Source organism: Vibrio sp. 10N.247.311.13 (assembly GCF_041467595.1).
Lineage (GTDB): Bacteria > Pseudomonadota > Gammaproteobacteria > Enterobacterales > Vibrionaceae > Vibrio > Vibrio crassostreae_C.
Genome location: NZ_JBFSUX010000012.1, coordinates 41,003 through 63,204 on the forward strand (window position 1 = coordinate 41,003; position 22,202 = coordinate 63,204).

Annotated in this window: 15 protein-coding genes; 9 read left to right on the forward strand and 6 right to left on the reverse strand. The window is 45.7% G+C overall.

The window, feature by feature from the left end; genetic code table 11:
• Positions 1–14 precede the first annotated feature (14 nt).
• Positions 15–911 carry a LysR family transcriptional regulator gene (locus AB6E52_RS07570; RefSeq protein ID WP_048657887.1) on the reverse strand — a complete coding sequence of 299 codons (897 nt, stop codon included), beginning with the start codon at positions 909–911 and terminating at the stop codon, positions 15–17.
• A 208-nt stretch (positions 912–1,119) separates the two neighbouring features.
• Between AB6E52_RS07570 and AB6E52_RS07575 the strand changes: the two genes are divergently transcribed.
• The 4 genes from AB6E52_RS07575 (at position 1,120) to recD (ending at position 11,968) form a co-directional block, all read left to right on the forward strand.
• Positions 1,120–2,070 carry a TDT family transporter gene (locus AB6E52_RS07575; RefSeq protein ID WP_017071043.1) on the forward strand — a complete coding sequence of 317 codons (951 nt, stop codon included), beginning with the start codon at positions 1,120–1,122 and terminating at the stop codon, positions 2,068–2,070.
• A gap of 127 nt (positions 2,071–2,197) precedes the next feature.
• On the forward strand, positions 2,198–5,674 hold the full coding sequence (recC, locus tag AB6E52_RS07580; RefSeq protein WP_102320246.1) for an exodeoxyribonuclease V subunit gamma: 3,477 nt from the start codon (positions 2,198–2,200) through the stop codon (positions 5,672–5,674).
• Between the two features lie 409 nt (positions 5,675–6,083).
• Positions 6,084–9,758: an exodeoxyribonuclease V subunit beta gene (gene recB / locus AB6E52_RS07585; RefSeq protein WP_102320247.1), complete on the forward strand. Its 3,675-nt coding sequence runs from the start codon at positions 6,084–6,086 to the stop codon at positions 9,756–9,758.
• Positions 9,758–11,968, forward strand: coding sequence for an exodeoxyribonuclease V subunit alpha (gene recD / locus AB6E52_RS07590; protein ID WP_102320248.1), 2,211 nt, complete (start codon positions 9,758–9,760; stop codon positions 11,966–11,968). Before recB ends, recD begins: the two co-directional genes overlap by 1 nt.
• An 81-nt stretch (positions 11,969–12,049) precedes the next feature.
• Here the strand turns inward: recD and AB6E52_RS07595 are convergent, their stop codons facing one another.
• Together AB6E52_RS07595 and argA are read right to left on the reverse strand one after the other, a co-directional pair.
• A complete protein-coding gene (locus AB6E52_RS07595) occupies positions 12,050–12,241 on the reverse strand; it encodes a hypothetical protein (RefSeq protein ID WP_046224581.1) in 192 nt (63 codons plus the stop codon).
• 283 nt (positions 12,242–12,524) lie between these two features.
• On the reverse strand, positions 12,525–13,862 hold the full coding sequence (gene argA / locus AB6E52_RS07600) for an amino-acid N-acetyltransferase (RefSeq protein ID WP_017065782.1): 1,338 nt from the start codon (positions 13,860–13,862) through the stop codon (positions 12,525–12,527).
• Positions 13,863–14,023: 161 nt separating this feature from the next.
• On the opposite strand from argA, the gene AB6E52_RS07605 reads away from it, so the two are divergent.
• The 4 genes from AB6E52_RS07605 (at position 14,024) to csdE (ending at position 17,080) form a co-directional block, all read left to right on the forward strand.
• Entirely contained in the window at positions 14,024–14,497 is a 474-nt protein-coding gene (locus tag AB6E52_RS07605; RefSeq protein ID WP_017064193.1) for a DUF2850 domain-containing protein, read from the forward strand.
• Positions 14,498–14,578: 81 nt separating this feature from the next.
• On the forward strand, positions 14,579–15,691 hold the full coding sequence (gene mltA / locus AB6E52_RS07610) for a murein transglycosylase A (protein WP_017059898.1): 1,113 nt from the start codon (positions 14,579–14,581) through the stop codon (positions 15,689–15,691).
• Between the two features lie 113 nt (positions 15,692–15,804).
• On the forward strand, positions 15,805–16,614 hold the full coding sequence (gene tcdA, locus AB6E52_RS07615; protein ID WP_017059899.1) for a tRNA cyclic N6-threonylcarbamoyladenosine(37) synthase TcdA: 810 nt from the start codon (positions 15,805–15,807) through the stop codon (positions 16,612–16,614).
• A gap of 37 nt (positions 16,615–16,651) precedes the next feature.
• Positions 16,652–17,080 carry a cysteine desulfurase sulfur acceptor subunit CsdE gene (csdE, locus tag AB6E52_RS07620; protein WP_017059900.1) on the forward strand — a complete coding sequence of 143 codons (429 nt, stop codon included), beginning with the start codon at positions 16,652–16,654 and terminating at the stop codon, positions 17,078–17,080.
• A gap of 69 nt (positions 17,081–17,149) precedes the next feature.
• Here the strand turns inward: csdE and csdA are convergent, their stop codons facing one another.
• From csdA to AB6E52_RS07635, 3 genes are all read right to left on the reverse strand, one after another.
• Positions 17,150–18,361, reverse strand: a complete 1,212-nt coding sequence (gene csdA, locus AB6E52_RS07625) for a cysteine desulfurase CsdA (protein WP_102320249.1) — start codon at positions 18,359–18,361, stop codon at positions 17,150–17,152.
• Between the two features lie 87 nt (positions 18,362–18,448).
• The gene (gene panE, locus AB6E52_RS07630; protein WP_102320254.1) at positions 18,449–19,342 is read right to left on the reverse strand and encodes a 2-dehydropantoate 2-reductase; all 894 of its coding nucleotides are present in this window, start codon (positions 19,340–19,342) and stop codon (positions 18,449–18,451) included.
• Between the two features lie 109 nt (positions 19,343–19,451).
• Complete coding sequence (locus AB6E52_RS07635) at positions 19,452–20,267, reverse strand: outer membrane protein OmpK (protein WP_102320250.1); 816 nt, start codon at positions 20,265–20,267, stop codon at positions 19,452–19,454.
• 586 nt (positions 20,268–20,853) lie between these two features.
• On the opposite strand from AB6E52_RS07635, the gene AB6E52_RS07640 reads away from it, so the two are divergent.
• A complete protein-coding gene (locus AB6E52_RS07640; protein ID WP_102320251.1) occupies positions 20,854–22,200 on the forward strand; it encodes a DUF4397 domain-containing protein in 1,347 nt (448 codons plus the stop codon).
• Positions 22,201–22,202: the final 2 nt, after the last annotated feature.

Consider the following 22,202-nt stretch of genomic DNA (forward strand, 5'->3'; position numbering starts at 1 on the left):
CCAACTATGCGGCCTCAATCTTGATGTGTAGCCCAGTCTTCACAATAACTCATGAAAGATTTCAGCAGCGGGCTCTGGTATTTGTCTTTATGTACCAGCATCCAGAAACGTCGTTTCATGTCCAGTGGCACATCGAGCGCTTTCACCCGGCCTGAATCAATCGCTCGTTGCGCCGCCAATCGTGATAAACACGCGAATCCAAGATTGGCAGAAACAGAGTTGATGATTGCTTCTGTGGTGTTGAGCTCAAAAGATTCATACCAGTGTTCGATACGTGGTGCGACGGCACGAAGGAAAAACTCGCGAGTCCCTGAGCCTGATTCACGTAGAATCCAATGGCTGCCTTCTAAATCGCTTAAAGTTACTTTTTCTTTTGAAACGAGAGGATGTTGATTACTAACAATAATACACATTTCATCGCTGCTAAACTGACTCGAAATGAGTTCAGGGTGTAATGTTTTTCCTTCAATTAGCGCGATATCAAGTTCATAATCCACCAACTTTTGACAGATCAGTGCACTGTTTGAAATGAACAAGCTTTGATCCTGGTGCTGAGTTCGTTCACGAAAACCTGACAAAATAAACGGTGCGACCTGATTACCAATCGTGTCACTCGCGCCGACCTTTAAATTGCCACTTAAAGGCTGGTCGTCACGGAACAAAACATCAATACCCGCAGCTCGGTGAAGTATTTCATCAGCCAAAGGAAGTAACTTATGTCCCTCTTGGTTGAGAATTAATCGGTTGTTGACCCGGTCAAATAGAGAGTGGCCGAGTTGTTTCTCCATTTCGCCTAGTGCCATGCTGACCGCAGCTTTAGACAGAAACAGAGCCTCAGAGGCAGCAGTCAATGTCGAGTGCTGAGTAATAGTGACGAACACTTTGAGCTGTTTTATTGAAATATTAGCCATCAGATTCCTAGTTTTACTCTGCTGGTGAAAATGGATTCTGTTCAGTATTGATGAACACTTGTTATATATAATTGGATATTGTTTAACGAAGCGCAAGCGTATTATGGCTTCAACAAGCTGATGAGTTCACAAGTTTAGTGAATTAGGTTTAAGAGAGGCTGACATGATTCAACGTATTAAATATAGATTAACAGGAGCTCCAACACCCATGGCAGGGTTAGCACTCGCAATTGCAAGCTTAGGCTGGTGTTGGGATGGTGTTCTAGTCGCACAAGGTATCTTACACACACCGGGTTTGGTGCAGTGGATCAGTGCTGGCATTGCGGCGGTATTACTTCTTGTTTTAGCTGTGAAATTTTTGATTCATGGTCACCTATTGCGTGAAGATCTTGCTCACCCTGTTGTCGGCAGTGTGGTACCAACATTTGCAATGGGGTGCATGGTGGTGTCAGCGTCTTTGGCGCCAATCTCTCAATTCTTACAAGAAGCTATGTGGTTGGCTTCTGTGGCTTTGCATGTTGTGTTTCTAACGAGCTTTTTGTACCACAGAGCTAAAAACTTTGAGATTCACCACATGGTGCCAAGCTGGTTTGTGCCACCGATCGGTATTATCGTCGCTGACGTCTCTTTCTCAGGTAATCCAGTTTTAGAGCCAGTAGCTAACGCGACTTTGGTATTCGGCTTATTGGTTTACGCAGTAATGCTACCAATCATGGTTTACCGTTTGATCTTCTCTCACGAAGTGCCAGATGCTGCAAAACCAACGATTGCGATTATGGCAGCACCGGCAAGCCTATCTTTGGCGGGTTACTTAACCGTTACTGCTAACCCTTCACCTGTGATCATTGGTTTACTATTTGGTATTGCAGTGTTGATGACGTTCATTATCTATATGGCGTTTTTCAAACTACTTCGTCTTCCATTTAGCCCTGGTTATGCAGCGTTTACCTTCCCAATCGTGATTGGTGCAACAGCCTTGTTCAAACTGGCTGCGTGGATGCAAGCACAAGGTATTGAAGCGCATTACATCAATCAAGTGTTTGGCCTAGCGTATCTAGAATTGATTGTGGCAACGTTTGTAGTGGGTTATGTGGCGGTTCGTTATTACATGAATTACAAACCTCACCGTGTTCTAAGCGCGGTAGGCAGTAGATTGTAAGAAGCAATAGTTCAAAAGATAAACGGAGCTTAAGTTTTCAGTATTTCATAAGCTTATATTCCTAATCCAAACTCAGCACTTATGCTAATCTGGCTTTATATTGTGGCAAGATTAGCGTGAGTGCACTTTGTTTACTGTTTACCATTCCAATAAAGTTGATACTTTAAAAATCCTCCTCGTTCACTTAATTAAAAGTGACCCTTTAGCCAATCCTTTCGAAAAAGAGCAGATCTTGGTTCAGAGCCCAGGCATGTCTCAATGGCTTAAGATGGAACTCGCCAAAGAGTTTGGTGTAGCAGCAAATATCGATTTTCCTCTTCCAGCAACTTTCATTTGGGATATGTTCACCCAAGTGCTTCCTGACGTACCGAAACGCAGTGCTTTTAATAAAGAAGCGATGACGTGGAAGTTGATGAGTTTGCTACCCGCTAAGCTTGACCACCCTGATTTCTTACCGCTGCAACGCTATCTTGAAAACGACGAAGATGATTCGAAGCTGTATCAATTGGCAGAGAAAATTGCCGATATCTTCGATGGATACTTAGTGTATCGACCGGAGTGGATGGCGATGTGGGAAGCGGGAGAGCCCGTTGCTGAATTGGTCGATGATGAAGGGCAGCAAGAGCACCCTTGGCAGCCAATTTTGTGGAAGGCACTCTACGAGCAAACGCTCTCTCAAGGCCAATCGAAATATCACCGTGGTAACTTGTATCACGACTTCATTGAAGCGTTAGCTAATCAACAAGGCCAGTTACAACACCTGCCGAAACGTCTGTTTGTGTTTGGTATTTCGTCACTGCCTCCTCGTTATATGGACGCATTGAAAGCGCTTGGCGAGCAGATTGATGTCCACCTGATGTTTACCAACCCTTGCCAACATTACTGGGGCGATATTCGTGACCGTAAATACTTGGCGAGAGTGGAAGCGCAGCGTCGTAAGCAGTTTGCTTTGGTTGATGGTTTACCTCAGCTAGAAGGCGAAGTCTCACCATTAAAAGATGGCATTGAAGCCAATATTGAAGACGAACTGCATACCAGCCAAGCGGTCGGTAATAGCTTACTGGCGTCTATGGGTAAACTGGGCAGAGATAACCTGTTCTTGCTGTCTCAATCAGACAGCGAAGAGCATGAGTTCTTTATTGATGTCGAGAGAGACAGCCTGCTGCATCAACTGCAAGCCGATATTCTTGAGTTAGAAGAGCACCAAGACGATCACATCTTAGACTCCAGCAACCACAAACAAGTGGTTGAGCTGGGCGATCGTTCGTTGACGGTACACGCTTGTCACAGCCCAATGCGCGAGGTGGAGGTTCTCCATGACCAGTTGTTAGCGATGTTTGATGCTGATCCAAGCTTAAAACCACGCGATATCATTGTGATGGTGGCAGACATCAATGCTTACAGCCCTGCTATTCAGGCGGTATTTGGTAATGCTCCGGGTGAGCGTTATATCCCTTACTCGATCTCTGATAGAACTGCAGACCAAGAAAGCCCAATTCTGACCGCTTTCATGCAATTGGTCGCGCTACCGAACACGCGCTGTTTAGCCTCTGAGTTGCTAGAGCTGTTAGAAATTCCTGCGATGATGGCACGCTTTGGTATTGACGAGTTTCAATTCGAGCAAGCCAAGCAATGGGTTGAAGAGGCGGGCATTCGTTGGGGGGTTGATGCTTCAACTGCAACAGAATTTGATCTACCTGCGACTGAGCAAAATACCTGGCTATTTGGTATTCAGCGTATGTTACTGGGCTATGCGATGTCAGACTCTGCGGGCTTGTTTGAAACTGAACATTCTCCGATTGCGGCTTATAACGAAGTTCAGGGTATTAACGCCGAACTTGCGGGTAAGTTAGCGCACTTTATTGACCGTATTGCCCATTACCGTCAACGCCTTGCTGAGACGCAATCCATCGATATGTGGCGTGAAACCTTGCTGCAAATGATTGATGATTTCTTCGCCGTTGAGCTAGAAGGCGAGGTGGTGATTAAGTCGATTCGTGATGCACTTTCTCAACTGAATGAACAGCTTGATGATGCCTTGTACGAACAAGAGCTATCGCCAAGCATCATTTATCAGTACTTAAACAATAAACTGTCGGGCGCGCGTATCAGTCAGCGTTTCTTAGCGGGGCAAGTGAACTTTTGTACCCTGATGCCGATGCGTTCTATCCCGTTCAAAACTGTTTGTCTATTAGGCATGAATGACGGTGTTTACCCACGCTCAATGCCGCCGGAAGGTTTTGATTTGATGAACGGACGCACTCGTCCGGGAGATCGTTCTCGTCGTGATGATGACCGTTACCTATTCTTAGAAGCGATGTTGTCGGCGCAAGAGTGTTTATACATCAGTTATGTTGGGCGTTCGATTCAAGATAATACCGAGCGAGTGCCGTCGGTGTTGGTATCTGAATTGATTGAGTATTGTCAGCAAAACTACTGCCTTAGTGAAGACCAAGCACTACCAAGTGATGATTCAGGCATCAAGTTGACTCAAGCGATCAGCTTTGAGCACACCATGACACCATTTAGCCCTGCAGCCTTTACCCAAGGTGATGCAAGCCATGTGCTGAGTTACGCCAAAGAATGGCTTCCTGCGGCTAACCGTTCTGGTGAACGCAGTGGTGAATTCAATCGTGCATTGGATGACTATTTGTTGGGGGCAACGTACCCGTTGGAATTGGACCTGGTTGAGTTACAGCGTTTTTGGCGTTTGCCAGTGCAGTACTTCTTTAATCGCCGTCTCAAAGTGGTGTTTGAACCGCCACTTCCTGTAATGGAAGACGATGAGCCATTCGTACTCAATGGACTAGAGAGCTTCCAGCTTAAAGATGCGCTGCTGCAAGTGTTGCTGGACCACCCAGAAGGTGCAGACGAAGCGGTGCGACTGTTTGTCTCTGAGCAAAAAGCCCAAGGTCGATTACCGGTCGGCGCCTTTGGTGACATCGAATTTGAAACCAATCGTGTTCAAGCGGAAGACTTAGACAAAGAGATTAGATTTGTGAGCGGATCACCGCAGCAAGATCTCGAAGTGAATATCGAGTTTGACGTGTTAGGCGAAGGCAAGCCTGTTCGCTTGATGGGGTGGTTAACTCAAAACTATCAATCAGGTCTAGTGCGTTTCCGTAGCGGCAAAATACGCTCTCAAGATTACTTGGCTGCGTGGATTGATCATCTATCCTGCGCTGTTATGGGACACGGAAAAACGACCCATATTATTGGCTATGACAGAAAAGAGGGCGTGGTTCACCAAACGCTACAACCTATCGGCGATGCGCAGCAAGCGAAGAGTATATTAGCTGAGTTAGTACGACTGTTTTATCAAGGTATGACTGCACCATTGCCATACTTCCCGAAAACGGCATTAGCTGGTGTTGAAGCGGGCTTTAGCCGTGGTAAGTGGGTCGATGATGAAGAAAAGTCACTCAAGAAAATGGCCGATACCTTTAATGACAGCTTCGCCTTCACGGGCGAGGGTAGAGATACCTACATCTCACGAATCTGGTCTAAATGGGACGATGAATTGGCTACTGAGTCGCGTATGTATTCAACGCTTGTGCTACAGGCGGCAAGGTTGGCTACTGCCGATCTGGAAGATCAGGAGTAGGTGGCTGTGATCGACAAGATCAATAGCGAGTGCGCTGAATTAATGAAAGACAAAAGAGAGTCGCTGGTAAGCGTTTGGTACGCTTGCTTTCAAGATGAAGGGAATCAAGGTGAATAGAAGCAAGGTACAGGAAATAAAGTGGCCGCCAGTAAATCATTATTAGTGTAGGGCGTTCGCTGTACGGCCACAGGTCAGAGGGACCATTATTCTGTGGTTCAAAGTAACGCCGTAAAGTACAAAACTCGTACGTGCTCCTGAACTCGTGGGCGCATAGTAGCGAGGCGATCCGAATTGATCCGTGAGAGAGATCGCACTAACTATTAACAAATTAGCGTAGGACGTAAATTGAATGACGTTTTCCACGCTAGGTCACATTTGTAACAACACATTTATCAGAAGGCAGTAAGGCATGACGACCACAAGCAGTGTTCAGGTAATCGCTCCACAGACACTCGATACCATGACGTTTCCACTTCATGGCGCGCGTTTAATTGAAGCATCAGCGGGTACAGGTAAAACATTTACCATCGCTGGCTTGTACTTACGCCTACTGCTCGGACACGGCACGGCAGCACCAACAGGAGAGCTTACAGAAGCTACCCGACATCATGAGCCACTTACCGTAGATCAAATTCTGGTGGTGACTTTTACCGAAGCGGCAACCGCAGAGCTGCGAGATCGTATCCGTGCACGAATCCATGATGCACGCATTGCGTTTGCTCGCGGGCAAAGTGATGACCCAGTGATTGCGCCTCTGTTGCAAGAGATCGAAGACCACGCAGGCGCTGCGAAAGCACTGCTCAATGCCGAAAGGCAAATGGATGAAGCGGCGGTCTACACCATTCACGGCTTCTGTCAGCGAATGTTGACTCAAAATGCTTTTGAGTCTGGAAGCCGCTTTGATAACGAATTTGTGACCGATGAAAGCCACCTAAAAGCACAAGTAGTTGCTGACTATTGGCGTAAACAGTTTTACCCGCTGCCCATTCAATTGGCTGGTGAGGTTCGTAATATCTGGGGTTCACCGGCTGCGTTATTAGCAGACGTAAATCGTTATCTGACAGGATCTCCGCTGAAATTGACGGTAGATGCGATGTCGGGCGACCTGCAAACTCTGCACAACCAAAACCTAGATAAAGTGAAGCAACTTAAAGCGCTATGGTGTGAATCCGAAGCGGACTTTTTGGCTTTGATCTCTGCTTCGGATGTGAACAAACGTAGCTACACCAAGAAGTCTCTGCCGACATGGTTAGAAGCTGTGACAGCATGGGCGCAGAGCGACACTCATGATTACCAGTTTCCAGATAAACTAGAGAAGTTCTCACAAGCAACGTTAATTGAAAAAACACCAAAAGGCGTCGCACCTCAGCATGCCGTTTTCGAAGCGATTGAAGATTTCTTAAATCACCCAGCCGACTTGAAAGCTCCATTGCTGGCACATGCGATTACCCATTGTCGAACTATGCTAGCAAAGGCGAAACAGCAAAAGCAGTGGTTATCATTTGATGATTTGTTGACTCAGTTATCTGCGTCGATTGATGTCGATGAGCAGTCCTTGCTGGTGGAAAGAATTCGCACGCTCTACCCGGTGGCGATGATCGATGAATTCCAAGATACCGATCCGCTGCAATACAGTATTTTTAGCCGAATCTACCTCGATAATCCGCAGTGCGGCTTGTTTATGATCGGTGACCCGAAGCAGGCTATCTATGGTTTCCGCGGTGCAGATATCTTTACCTACATTAAGGCAAGAAACCAAGTTAGTGCTCACTATACGTTAGGCACTAACTGGCGTTCGAGTGCTGATATGGTCAGCGCGGTAAACCAAGTGTTTATGAATTCGGATAGCCCGTTTATCTACGACCAAGACATTCCATTTCTGCCCGTCGCTGCCAGTCCATCGGCTAACAACCGCCAATGGGTGATGAACGGAGAAACTCAACACGCACTGACCTTTTGGTTACAAGAAGCAGAAGATAAGCCACTACCTAAAGGCGAATATCACAAAGCCATGGCCGAGGCGACGGCGAGTCAAATTCAAACCATTCTGACCGCTTCTCAAAATCAACAAGCCTATTTTGATAACGGCAAAAAACAACATGCCGTGAATGCGGGTGATATTGCTGTTTTGGTTCGAACCGGTAGTGAAGGTCGTCTGATTAAGAACGCGTTGTCGGAACAAGGCATTGCGAGCGTGTATTTATCCAACCGAGACAGTGTGTTCACCAGCTTGGTCGCACAAGATATTCAACGTTTGTTGCAGGCGGTGCTGACACCTGAAAATGACCGAGCATTACGCGCCAGTTTAGCGTCGGAGTTGTTTGCTCTGGATGCCGCATCATTGGATGAACTCAACAACGATGAAGTGGTGTGGGAAAACGTCGTTAACGAGTTTAGAGAATATCGTAAGTTGTGGCTTCAGCGCGGCGTGTTGCCAATGCTTCGCAGCGTGATCAGTAAACGACATCTCGCGGAACGCTTACTGGAAGAAGAAAATGGTGAGCGCTCACTCACTGATTTAATGCACATTGGCGAATTGTTGCAACAAGCAAGACAAGAACTCGACAGTGACTATGGCTTGTTGCGTTGGCTGGCTGAAGCAATCTCAGATGCACAAAATGGTTTAGGTGGCAGTGACGACGACATTCAACGCCTTGAATCAGAAAGAAACTTGGTTCAAATCGTTACCATTCATAAATCGAAAGGCTTGGAATATGACCTTGTATTCCTCCCATTTGTCGCGAGTTACCGAGAAGCGAGCGAAGGCAAATTCTACGACCATGATTCAGACACCACAGTACTCGATATTACTGGCAGCGACAGTGCCTTAGCGCAAGCCGATAAAGAACGACTAGCGGAAGATTTGCGCCTGGTTTATGTAGCGCTGACTCGTGCGGTTTATGGCTGTTTTATTGGTATAGCGCCACTGCGTAAAGGGCGTTCAACCAAAGAACCGACAGGCGTGCATTTGAGTGCGATGGGCTACTTGGTTCAAAACGGACAAGAGCAGGGTATTGCCGAATTGCATCAAGCTCTATCGGCTATTGAGGGTAAGAATTCCAGTGTGCTGTTAGCCGAAACACCTACCGCTCACGAACAAATTTTTGTGCAAACAGAGCAAGTGAGTGACGACTTACAGGCCAGTGAACTTAAGGCTTCAATTGACCGAGCTTGGCGTATCACCAGTTACTCGGGGCTTGTAAAGCAAGGCAGTCACGGTGCGAGTCATGACGCGACCATTGAGGTGTCTGGCTTTGATATTGATTCGGCTGATGAGCAGGATGAGTCTGAGTTGATTGAGCCTGAACGCTCTATCTTTACGTTCCCTCGTGGTGCTCGCCCAGGTACTTTCTTACACACCTTGTTTGAGGAGGTTGAATTTACCGAGCCAGCAACCAGTGAACATAACACGCAAGTAATCACTCACTTATTAGAATCAGAGCAATATGAATTAGAGTGGCTACCTGTGCTTCAGCAACTGGTCGATACAGTGCTGAACACCGCATTAGATGGTAAGAGCTTAAAACTAAGCGAGAAAGACTCGACGCAACGTTTAGTTGAGATGGAATTCTTACTGCCGATCGAAGTATTGGCTGCATCTGAACTGAATCAAACCATTCAATATCACGATCCATTGTCAGCCAAAGCGGGCGATCTAGGTTTCCAAACCGTGCAAGGTATGTTGAAAGGCTTCATCGATTTGGTGTTTGAGCACCAAGGTAAATACTATGTACTCGACTGGAAATCGAATCACTTAGGAGATGATGTTGCTGTCTACCATGGCGAGGCATTGAAATCGGCGATGGCCGACCATCGCTATGATTTGCAATATCAAATCTATGCATTGGCGTTGCACCGTTTCTTACGCAGCCGCGTTGCCAATTACAGCTACGAACAACATTTTGGTGGCGTGTACTACTTGTTCTTACGAGGAATGGACGGCCAATCTCAGCAAGGTATTTTCTCGGCGAAACCAACACTGGTTTTACTTGATGAAATGGATCAATTGATTGACGGTAAAGTGATAGACAGACGTTCGGCACAATTGAATGACGATGAAACTGGACAGATGGGGCTTTTATAATGACAACAACGACCACTAATACCGGCATAGATACTGCGAACACAGCAAAGCCAGTTTCACTTATTCCTGAGCAACTGATGGATGTACTCCAGTTTCTTGCGGATAAGGGTTCTATTCGTCAGTTGGATTATCAATTTGCCCGTTTTCTTGCTCAGCAAGCCACGAGCTACCCTCAAGAGATCGGCTTTCTCGCGGGGGTAGTGAGCCATGAATTAGGCAAAGGACACATTTGTACTCAGCTTATACTGCAGCATACGACAGGCCCTGAACTAGCGGCAGATCTTGCTCAGTTACTTGGGTTATACGGTGAAACTGCACTGCAATTGAACCAAAAACTGTTGGGTATTGATTGGGTGGCTGTGCTTCAATCATCAAACTTAGTGGGAACGACCAACGATTGTGTTAAGCCTCTAATGTTCGATGGGCAGCGTGTCTATTTACAGCGTTATTGGAACTACGAAGTTGTGTTGGCTGAGACCTTAAACCGTTTAAGTAAGCCGGTAGAGTTCAATACTGAGCAGAAAAAAGCGCTGACTGAAACGCTCAATCTGCTTTTTGCACGTAGCTATCATTTTCTGTTTAACGCCTTAGCCAAGGCTGAAGCAAGCCAACAAACGTCTCAGGTATTACGCCAACAATTGGTGTGTGACCATCTTGATATTGTGAATGAGCAGGCTTTAGATTGGGGATCAATCGACCAAGCGATTGTACAAGCTAAGCAGGTAACGGACTTAGATGTGTTGGACGACTTGGTGCCGTTATCGGCATGTTTGAACTGGCAAAAAGTGGCAGCCGCGGTGGCGCTGAGTCGTCGCTTTGCGGTGATTTCCGGTGGGCCGGGTACCGGTAAAACGACCACAGTAACCAAATTACTGTCGGCGATGATCGAGCTATCGCTCAGCCAAGGTAAAACGCCAACGATTAAGCTGGTGGCACCGACAGGTAAAGCGGCGGCGCGTTTAACCGAGTCGATTGGTAAAGCGATTGAGCAGCTGCCATTAGCGCCTGAAGTGAAGGCCAACATACCAACTGAATCGAGCACGTTACATCGATTACTCGGCGCGATTCCTAACCGTGCTGAGTTTAGACATAACCGACGCAATCCACTCCACCTTGATATCTTGGTAGTGGATGAAGCTTCAATGGTTGATCTGTCGATGATGTATAAGCTGGTGGATGCACTTCCTGAGCACGCAAGGCTCATCTTATTGGGTGATAAAGACCAACTCGCTTCAGTAGAGGCAGGTGCTGTGCTCGGTGATATCTGTTCATTCAACTCTGCAGGGTACAGCACAGCGCAAGGCAATTTGATTGCAGAGATGACAGGTTTTGATGCGATAGCTAAACCAAGACAAGACAAAGCTGGAGCGGTGAATCCGCCTGCGATTGCGGATAGCTTGTGTATGCTGCAGAAGAGTTATCGTTTCGATGCGCGCTCCGGTATCGGTCAGCTGGCAAAAGCAATCAATAATGGTTCTGCGAATCAAGTAGACCAAGTGTTTGCCAAAGGTTTTGGCGATATCGAAAACCACCCTCTGTCGAGTGACAGCTATAACCTGATGCTGCGTACTTTGGTTAACGAGTATGGTGCGTACCTCAATAGAATGAATGTGCCGTTGGAAGAGTTAGAAACTCAAGAAGCGAGAGCGAAATCGGTACTCGATTTGTTCAGCCAATGCCGACTGTTGTGTTCCATTCGTGAAGGGGATTTTGGTGTTAAAGGCCTCAACCACAGAATTGAAAGAGCACTGGCCGCAAGGCGTTTGGTGAGCCCTCATAATGATGAGCTGTGGTATCACGGACGTCCTGTTATGGTGACGCGAAATGATCATGGCTTGGGTTTGTACAATGGTGATATTGGTATCTGTATGCTTGAGGCGGGTTCTAGTCAACCTGACTTAACCCCTCGTTTGAAGGTCTATTTTGAGTTGCCCGATGGCAGCGTAAAAGCTGTGCTACCAAGCCGAGTGCCCGATCATGAAACGGCTTATGCAATGACAATACACAAATCTCAGGGTAGTGAATTTGATCTGACCTTAATGATCTTGCCGCCAGATTTCAGCCCTATTTTAACGCGGGAGCTTATCTATACAGGTATTACACGTGCGAAGAAACGACTGATGATGTTCAGCGATACAAATGTGTTGAAGCGTGGGATTAAGGTGAAAACAGAGCGAGTGAGTGGTTTAGGCAGTCGCTTAACGAATTAGTCGTTATGGACGGCTAGAGAAGGTTTTGAACTTAGGGCTAGATAAACACAAAGCAACCATCCTTGGTTGCTTTGAGCGTTATTAGGAATCAGAGCCTAAAAACGCTCGAGTAAACGATATGTGGTTTATCTTGTACTTTGCTTGGCAATTCAAAATAAACTCTTTTAGATTCTCGCTAACAGGGAACACGCAGTGTACGTCTAGCCCTTCTAAGAATTGGTTATCAGCCATATCCCAAAAACTTTGCAGCGAGTTACAAACAATGGTTCTCATATCAATATTGCTCTTTTTGCTGTTTATATTAACGAGCAGAGCTAATGTTAGCGTGCTGGCCGTCAACGGGTATAGCAATCCGTGCAGTGACCACCTCAATGAGTTCGACATGACTATCGAGATGGCAATTCCAATAAAAACATTTGTTAAGATTATTAAAGCGTCTAAATTCTATACAATTATACGTGTGAGTGAAAGTGCATAGTTAATAAATCTCATATAGAAAACGATTACATTTGCAATTATTTTTCTGTCGAAGTGAGATTGTGCTCCAAAACTTTATTTATACGTTGAGCGCCAAGATCTTTGAGTTTCTCTGATAGTTGTATAACCCTTGTTTTTCCATCGGTAATTCATCAACCGCTATCTCGTAAAAACCCTGTTCACGGAACCAGTGAAGGCTGTGCGTAGTAAGGACAAAAATCTGGTCGATATCACGAGATTTTGATTGGTGACGCATGTAATCCAGCAACAATTGCCCACGGTTTCCATCGCGATAGTCAGGGTGAATCGCCACACACGCCATCTCTGCCATGTGATCTTCCGGATACGCATATAGTGCAGCGCAACCAATAATCAGTCCGTCTTTTTCGATAATCGTAAAGCGGTGAATCTCTTGTTCCAATTGTTCTCTTGAGCGACGAACGAGAATGCCTTGTTCTTCCAAAGGACGAATAAGGTCAAATATGCCACCAATATCGTCAATCTGAGCTTGTCTTACTTGCTCGGCACTAGCCATGACCACTTGGGTTCCAATACCGTCAAAAGAGAACAACTCTTGGATTAATGCGCCATCTACCTTGTAGCTGATTAGATGACAACGAGGCACACCAGCTCGACAAGCGGAGATCGCTCCTTTCAAGAAGCGCAGTGTTCCTGTGCTCATGTCTTCGGCAGGATTTTGAGATTCCGTTAATCGTTCTAGAATTTGCTTGGCATCTTTAGGGAAGAGTTCGGCGAGCACGTTACCGCGTTCATCTGTTACCCCTTGTTCGGAGCAGAAGCCAATCAGCTTGTCGGCCTTTAGACGAATAGCAACTTGGGTAGCGACCTCTTCAGAAAGTAGGTTAAAGCTTTCGCCTGTCACGGAGCTGGCAATAGGGCCAAGCAGTACAATTGAACCTTGGTCAAGCGTGCGATTGATCCCTTCGATATCGATTCGACGAATACGCCCGCTGTGGCAATAATCCGTACCGTCATCCACGCCAAGCGGTTGAGCCGTAATGAAGTTACCACTCATAACATTGAGTTGAGTGCCTGCCATCGGCGTGTTGTTTAAGCTCATTGAGAGGCGTGCGGTGATGGCAAGTTGAAGCTGTCCAGCAGCCTGCATAGCGACGCCCAAAGAATATTCATCAGTGACCCTAATATTCTTGTGATAAGGCGTATGGCAATCTTGCTTGGCGAGCAATTGGTTGATCTGCGGTCTTGCCCCGTGAACGAGAACAATCTTTACTCCAAGGCTGTGGAGCAAGGCTATATCACTAATAATGTTACCAAAGTTCCTGTCGGCAACGGCTTCGCCTCCCAGCATAATGACCATGGTTTTGCCACGGTGAGCATTTACGTAAGGGGTTGATTGTCTGAAACCTTTTACTAGCGCTGTACTTCTTAATTTCACAGAACAAGTCCATTTTGTTTATTTATTCGATAATTTAGCATTTAAATTCAAATGTAAACAACACCTTTTTGGAATAAAGCGCAAACTATTCTTATCTAGGCTTCAATATATAAACTGTCTCAGTGTAGAATGCGCATAGCTTCCTTATGAGTAGTCACCGAATGCAACAAGCTCCAGCAACAAAGAACAAAATCGATGAGATAACCAAAGGTCTCTACAGCGAAGCTGATCAGCGCAATCAATCTAAGTTGAAGCGTAAGATCATTGAACGCTGTTTAATGGTTCTAGCCTTAGTGGGTTCGTTTGCGGTGGTTTCTTTGTTCGGCGATGTGCTTTCCCGAGTGCAAAATGCGGCGACGCCCGACAATCTGATATACGGCACTTGGATAGAGCAAGATGTTGCACATTATGCGACCGATGAGTTTGTTCTGAATGCTAATGGTGTGTCAGTTCGTGGGTCTGTTGTTTCGACGAGCTTTGACTTTGATGGAAACTACTTTGAATACAAGGCGGGTGATAAAACCTATCGCTTCCGCATGACCAATTCTGACAATACAGAAATGGTGCTCGATTCTGACAGTCACTACAATCCCATCTTCCGCCTTAAGGGCCATATCGATAACTCCGTCCGATAGGTTATCTTCTTGTAAACTCTTACAATCTAAGATTGTGTTATCTGACTGTTTTTGTCATCCTCGATGCATAGAATTTTTAGGATGACTCTTGTGATTAAAAAATGGCTTCCCCTTGTCGCTGCCTCTTTGTTATTTGGCTGTGCTCAACCCACTGATCTTGCTCAGCAACACCTTGATGACGAATTTCCTCGCACCTTGAATAAGGTCGATCAGGTTGAATCCAATAAACCAAGAGACTACACCGCATTTGCAGAACAAGCTGAGATGGTGGTTTCTAAATCCCCTTCGATGGCTAAAATCTATGAGCCGCTTTATCAACAACTCAATGAGTGGGCGATGCTGAGTGGAGATCCAAGCGAGCTAGCGAATTTTGGCGTTCAAACCGCTCAACTAGGTGGTGGTGATAAACAAGGCAATGTTTTGTTCACGGGCTACTTTTCTCCTGTGATGGAGCTGCGCCACGAAGCGAATGAAGAATATCGTTACCCTGTTTACGGGCTTCCTGAGTGTGGTAAAGAGTGTCCAACACGCGAAGAGATTTACAACGGCGCACTAGAAGGTCAGGGTCTTGAGTTAGGTTACTCAGCAAACCGTATCGACCCATTTATGATGGAAGTACAGGGCAGTGGATTTGTACACTTCGGTGATGATGACACGCTGCAGTATTTCGCCTACGCGGGTAAGAACAATAAAGCTTATGTGAGCATTGGCCGTGTTCTGATTGAACGAGGCTTAGTTCCACGCGAAAAAATGTCGCTAAAAGCAATCAAAGAGTGGGTATTGGCAAACGATCCTGAAGTAGTGAAAGAGCTGCTTGAGCAAAACCCTTCTTTCGTTTTCTTTGAAGCGAGAGACGACCTATCGGTAATGGGCAGCGCGGGCATTCCTCTATTACCGATGGCGGCGGTAGCGGGCGATCGCTCTATCTTACCTATGGGAACACCGATTCTTGCTGAGGTTCCACTACTGAATGCTGATGGTACTTGGAGCGGCGCTCATCAACTAAGACTGCTATTGGTTTTGGATACGGGCGGCGCGGTTAAGCAAAACCATTTGGACCTTTACCACGGCATGGGCCCTCGAGCGGGTACAGAAGCGGGCCATTACAAGCATTTTGGTCGTGTGTGGAAGCTCGGTTTAGATGGCAGCGCAACTGAAGCGCCTTGGGCTTTGCCTCCTGAAAAGGTTGAGTAAGCTACAATAAAATAGGGCATTGAAAGCGAATCGCTAATCCCCTAGACTTTTTATTCAAGAGTGCGTATAAAACGCACTCTTTTCTTTTTCTCAGAAATAAATTGGCGGCAACAATGCGTGAATTGACCACTCCAGCTTCAGAAAACTATGACCAACGATTTGGTGGCACCCGTCGCCTATATGGCAATAGTGAAGTCGACATACTTAGAGCAGCACACGTGTGTGTGATCGGTATTGGTGGTGTCGGTTCATGGGCGGTTGAAGCGCTTGCTCGTACTGGTTTAGGTGAGCTGACTTTGATCGATATGGATGATGTGTGTGTGACCAACATCAACCGTCAGATCCACGCAATGTCGGGTACCGTTGGTAAAAGCAAAATTGAAGTGATGGCAGAGCGCGTTAAGCTGATTAACCCTGAGTGTAAAGTTAACCTGATTGACGACTTCATCGGCCCAGACAATCAGGCTGAATACCTGTCGAAAGAGTTCGACTTTGTATTAGATGCGATTGATAGCATGAAAGCTAAGGCTTCACTGTTGGCATATTGTCGTAGCAACAAAATTAAGGTGATCACCACTGGTGGTGCGGGTGGTCAAATCGATCCGACTCAAATCAAAGTGGCTGATCTGACGAAGACGATTCAAGATCCGCTCGCGAAGAAGCTAAAAGATACCCTTCGTCGTCATCATAATTTCCCTAAGAATCCAGCACGTAAGTTTGGTATCGATTGTGTGTTCTCAACTGAACAGCTGAAATACCCTCAAGCTGACGGCAGTGTCTGTGCTGCGAAAGCGACAGCAGAAGGTCCAAAACGTATGGATTGTGCGACGGGTTTTGGTGCGGCAACAGTTGTAACGGCGACGTTTGGTTTTGTAGCTGTTTCGCGTATCGTTGAAAAGCTGATTCAAAAGCACGCTAAGTAACGTCTTTTACTCAATTAACAATCGACTGGATATTAAAATGACCACATTCCCAAGCTCTCCATTCGGCACTGAAATTACCAGTGATGATATCGTCGCGAAGATGCAGACATTCAGCGGCTGGGAAGACCGTTATCGCCAAGTGATTCAATGGGGTAAGAAACTGCCAACGATGCCTGATGAACTGAAAAGTGAGCAGGTGATTGTCTCTGGCTGTGAAAGCCAAGTGTGGTTGGTTTCTCAAAATATCGACGGTGTTTGGCACTTTTGTGCTGATTCTGATGCTCGTATTGTGCGCGGTCTGATTGCATTAGTGATGGCTGCGTATGATGGAAAAACATCAGAGCAGGTTCAAGCGTTCGATATTGATGGTTACTTTGAACAAATCGGTCTAATTACCCACCTTAGCCCATCTCGCGGTAATGGATTAAAAGCGATTGTTGCTCAAATCCAAGAGCTAAGTGCTTAATATCTCCTTGATACACAGAAGCAAAAAGGGTTGACGTTAAACGCCAACCCTAAGTAATTTCGCTACTCCCTAAAGCATATCAACGGCTTTTTCTATTGCCGCGATGAGTTTTTCAACATCCTCCATGGTGTTGTAAATACCAAATGAAATTCGCACCGTTCCTTTCACATTAAGTGCATCCATTAATGGGTGAGCACAATGATGTCCTGCACGTACTGCGATACCTTGCTGATCCAGTAGAGTCGCTATATCTTGATGGTGAACACCATCCATCACAAAAGTAATCACACTTGCGTTAGGTTGATACCCTAAAATCTGAATGTCATCCAGTTTACTGAGAGCAAGATAAGTCTCGTGTTGTAGTTGGTGGATATGATTTTCGACATCTTGTTGTACAAAACCACTTAACCATTCTATTGCGGTGCTTAGTGCTATGGCTCCTGCCACATTTGGCGTGCCCGCTTCGAATTTGCCTGGCAGTTCTGAAAAAGTAGTGCCAGAGAAAGAGACGCGCTCGACCATTTTGCCACCACCATGCCAAGGTGGCATCGCTTCTAACAATTCAAGCTTGCCGTAAAGCACACCGATGCCCGCAGGGGCATAGAGCTTGTGTCCAGAGAATACGTAGAAATCCGCACCTAAAGCTGCAACATCAATAGGCTCATGGACGATGCCTTGCGCGCCATCGACCACAACAATCGCATTCATCTTTTGTGCTTTTTCTATGACAGCTTCAATTGGCTGACGAGAACCCGTCACATTGGTTATCTGAGCTAATGCAACAATCTTGGTTCGTTCATTTAAAAGCGTATCAAACGCGACTAGGTCAAATTCGCAATCCGATGTCATCGGTACTTTAACGACTTTAGCGCCGGTTTGTTGTGCAACAATTTGCCAAGGCACTATGTTGGCGTGATGCTCCATTTCACTCACTAAGATCTCATCGCCTGGCTGAAGGGTACTTCTTGCGTAAGTTTGAGCAATTAGATTGAGCGCCTCGGTGGCACCACGAGTCCAGATGATCTCTTTTGAAGAGCTTGCACCGATAAACTGAGCGACCTTATCTCTGGTAGCTTCAAACTGACTGGTCGCGTTCGCTGTTAAGCTATGGCTACCACGGTGAACATTGGCATTTTGTTTGGAGTAATATTGGCTAATGGCATCAATAACTACCTGAGGTTTTTGTGTCGTTGCCGCGCTGTCTAAGTAAATCAATGGTTGTTGATTGATGGTTTGTGATAGCGCAGGAAACTGCTCTCGGATGTGATTGATATCAAGCATCTATTCTTACCTAAAATCTTGGAAATTGGTGCCAGCGTTATGCTTAGCGGTATTGTTATTTTATCGCGACTTGTTGACCGTTGCTGACTAATCTTGATGATTCCAGCTATTTTCTTGCTCTTTGACTTGATCGAACAGCTTTTGGTTAACGGGAACTTCTATCTGATGCTTAAGCGCTGTTTTTATTAGGTGTCCAGTGATGAAGTCGATCTCTGTCTTGCGTTGGTAAAACATATCCTGCTTCATGGATGAGTTGTTCTGCGCCGTGGCTTGGATGACCTGCTTGACACTTGCTTCTAATCCGTCGAATGAACAAGCGATCTCTTCGGCCTGCATAACTTGTGTTAGCTCTTCAACGATAGAACTTAAAATACCCTCAAACCTTTGGTCTGCAAGTTCACCATTCTTGATTTGTTCCAACCCAGTAAGTGGATTGATAGCACAATTGATGGCGAGTTTAGCCCAAAGCGCGGTTTCTATTTGTGGGTTCCAACTCACAGCGGGGAGAGCATCATCCAATACATCAACCAAAAACGTGCACTGTTGACCCGTTTGGTTAAAAGCACCTAGCTGGGTTTGTCCTATTCCTGTGTGAGATACATTGTTACGATCGGGTTTAAAGGCTGCTTGGGTGGTGGTCGCCAATACTATCGGGTGAGCATCAATTTGAGTGGCTATCTCATCAACCGCGCCCATTCCGTTATGCATGAACATGAGAATGGTGTTGGGATCGAGATGTTGAAGCAGTGGAGTGGTTGCGGTTTCGACTTGCCAAGCCTTGACGGTGAAGATAACCAGATCACTCGCGGCTAATCGTTCGATATTGTTGTTACTGATAGGGAGAGAGGGTTGTCCATCAAGTGATAGCTCAATGGAGTGGTCGGAAGAACGGCTCCACAAAGAGACATTATGACCAGCTTGAAGCAGTTTTATTGCCCATAAAGAGCCGATAGCACCAGGCCCTACAATCGTGATATTCACAGCAATACCGAGATAAGAAAATGATGCTGCAAGGATAACGAGGCCATAAATGAAAGCAATAAAAAATGGCACCGAGGGTGCCATTTTGGAAACTTTCTTAGAAGTTCGATTAGAACTTGTAAGTTACTGCAACGTAGTGACCTACGCCAGAAGAATCAGCTTGTGAAGAAGCGTCCCATGGTAGGTCTGCACCATCTTTAAAGCCGTATACATCGCTGTATAGTTTCAGGCCGTAACCAACTGCAAAACGATCTGAGTGCCAGTAGATACCGTTGAACATTGCGCCGCCGTTGCTTACTTGAGCGTACTCATCTTTCATACCGAATTGGTAATCAATGTAACCTTGGTAAGAGATGAATGAACCGTTCTCGAAGAAGTAGAATGGCTTGAACCAGTTAGTCGAGATTTGGAAACCGTTCCAATCTTTTTGGTTTGAGTCGTATGTACCGTAAAGGTTTAGACCCATTTTACCGAACCATGGAACCATTACGTCAGAACCTAGACCAACTTTCTGAGTGTTAACACCACCGTTGTTACCATCCCACTCGAAAAGAGTTGAAAGGTATAGTTCTTCAACTGGACCGAAAGAAAGGTCTTTACCAGTTAGGCCGTCAAGAGACATACGAGGAGCAAACTTCATGAAGATTTTGCCATCTTTGTCTGCTTTGTCGCTGCTTGAGTCTGATGTTAGGTTAAATACATCAACATAGCCGTAAAGGTCGAAGATTCCAGAGCGACCACCAAATTCCATCTCTAGGTAATCATGAGTAGATTCGTAAGGACCTTTCTCGTTGATTGCACCCATGATGTTGAACTGCATCCATTTGTAATCGTTTTTATGGATGTCGCCGTCAGAATAATCCGCTGCCATTACTGGAGCAGAAGTTGCTGCAAGTAGGCCAAGAGTTAAAAGTGATTTACGCATAATGGAACTCTCTATGTTTGAAATAAGTAACCCGCTAATCCGTGCGTGTTTATGATGTCCGAATGCCGAGCATAATAGCGATTTTGTTCTCAAATAAAAGTGAGACAGAGTGAAAATTACAATTATTAAGGTGAGGCTGATCACACTAATGATCTAAATGATGGAACTTTACGGTGGTAATGCATCTTGATGCACCTCTAATTCTATTGATTTTGTGAAATTCGATTATTTTGTGGATAAATAGGTGAAATACTGCGCTAAGCAAACGATTCTACTAATTAGAGTGATATGCATATCAAAATCAACAGTATTCTTTTCTAAGCGTTTTCTCTTAAAAAATGACTCATTCAAACCACCTCTTAATCTCGTCTTTGATCTATTTTTGACCAACAGCGTAGTGGAGTTGGAATCAATTGATGGACAACTCATGTGATGACTGCCTAGGGATTTGAACCTAGCTACTTTTTGAATCACGGAGAATTAAAGACAGTTCACTGCACTAGATTTTGAAATACTTTTTAAAGATTAGTTATTGGACTAATCATTTGTGTGACGAACTGGTCTAACTTTTTTGGAGAGAAGACCGATGAAATATTCACCTATACTCGCTGTAGCGATATCAGCCCTTTTCATTGTTGGGTGTGATGATGACGATGAACCAACAACTCAACTACAAGCTGTACATGCATCGCCAGATGCGCCTTTAGCTAACGTTTTAGTCAATAGCCAGGCTCGTTGGAGCGGTGTCGATTATGCTCAGGCATCCGGATACGCCTCAGTAGATCAAGGACAGACAACTCTTCAAGTCGATGTTCAACTCCCAGGTGACGCTGTTGCTACTGTTATTTCTCCAAGCCAATTCGATTTAAGCGGTGAATTAGATTACACCGTGATGGTTGTAGGCGACGCCGATGGATCCAACAATCCTGTAGAGGCTTTGGTTGTTACTCGCCCTGCTGCAGGAACGGCAACAAGTTCAAGCCTAGATGTGCAAGTAGTACACGCGGCAACAGGTGTTGGCGATGTAAATCTGTATGTCACTGGTCCTAGTGATCCATTGGGCGCACCGTTAGGGACTTTAGCTTATAAAGATTTTACTGACGTGCTGAATATTCCAGCTGGTCAGTACCGAGTAAGATTAGAAACAGTGAGCGGAAGTGCTATTGCTTTTGATTCTGGAGAGATAACTCTGGCTGGCGGTAGCGAGCTAACTATTGCAGCGGTATCAAGAGCTGACTCAAACAGTGTATCTCCGGTGAAGTTGATGGTGATGGACGGTAGTGGATCATCGTTAATATACGACATGGCAGAAACTGCCGAAGTAAGAGTCGGGCATTTGGTCGATGGCGCACCAGCTGTAGATGTATTTGTTAATTCTGCTAAGTTTGCTCCTCTTGATGGTTTAGTGTTTAAAGAAATTCGCGGTTTCTTAGATTTAGCAGCAGACAGTTATGATATTGATATATACGAAACGGGAACGACGTCTCCGTCATTTATTGATGTTGATGGATTAGCTGTATTTGCTGGCATGGATTACAGCATCTATGCGGTAGGGACAGTAAGTCCACTGAATTTGGAACCTTTGGTTGTTCCTGAAAACCGTCGTCCGGTTGCGACCAGTGCGGTGTTAAACATTACCCACGCCGCTGCTAACCCAATTGCGGCATCGGTGGATATCTACTTAACAGAAAACGCGGGGATCTCTGGTAGCACTCCGGCGCTAAGTGATGTGAAATTCAGAGATTATGCGAATGGCATTTATGTTGCGGCGGGGTCTTACTTTGTGACGATTACTGTAGCGGGTCAGCCGTCAGTTGTGGCTATCGACTCTGCGCCCGCAACCTTAGCTGATGGTGTGGTGTATCAAGTCGTGGCGATTGATGATTCGATGGGTACGGGTTTTAACCTAATTGTCAGTGAAACAACAGACTAGAT